Source organism: Virgibacillus sp. M23 (assembly GCF_034190895.1).
In the GTDB taxonomy this organism is placed as follows: domain Bacteria; phylum Bacillota; class Bacilli; order Bacillales; family Amphibacillaceae; genus Virgibacillus; species Virgibacillus salarius.
Genome location: NZ_JAWDHA010000345.1, coordinates 1 through 406 on the forward strand (window position 1 = coordinate 1; position 406 = coordinate 406).

The window sequence follows — 406 nt, forward strand, 5'->3', positions numbered from 1 at the left end:
GAATGGTCAATACACACGCCATCGCCATTTTGATCAATACAGCGGCTTACATGCCGTTAACCGTATTCTTGTATTCGGGCTTTATCCGATCGACCATTCCAAAAGAGCTTGAAGAAGCCGCAAGAATTGACGGCGCAGGGATGCTGAAAATCTTTTTTACGATTGTGTTTCCTCTGCTGAAGCCGATCACTGCAACCATCTGTATTATTTCTTGTGTTTTTATATGGAACGACTATCAATTTGCCATTTTCTTTTTACAAGATCAAAAGGTTCAGACATTAACAGTAGCCATGGCAGGTTTTTTCGGACAAAACGCCAACAACCTGCATTTAGTTGCCGCAGCGGCGCTTATGGCAATGCTGCCAATGTTTGTTCTGTTTTTGGCGCTGCAAAAATACTTTATTGC

1 protein-coding gene is annotated in these 406 nt (G+C 42.4%); it reads left to right on the top strand.

Going from position 1 to position 406, the window contains the following annotated elements:
• Positions 1–406 (top strand): carbohydrate ABC transporter permease (locus RVS70_RS22895; RefSeq protein WP_321135041.1); only part of this gene is annotated, 406 nt, incomplete at both ends.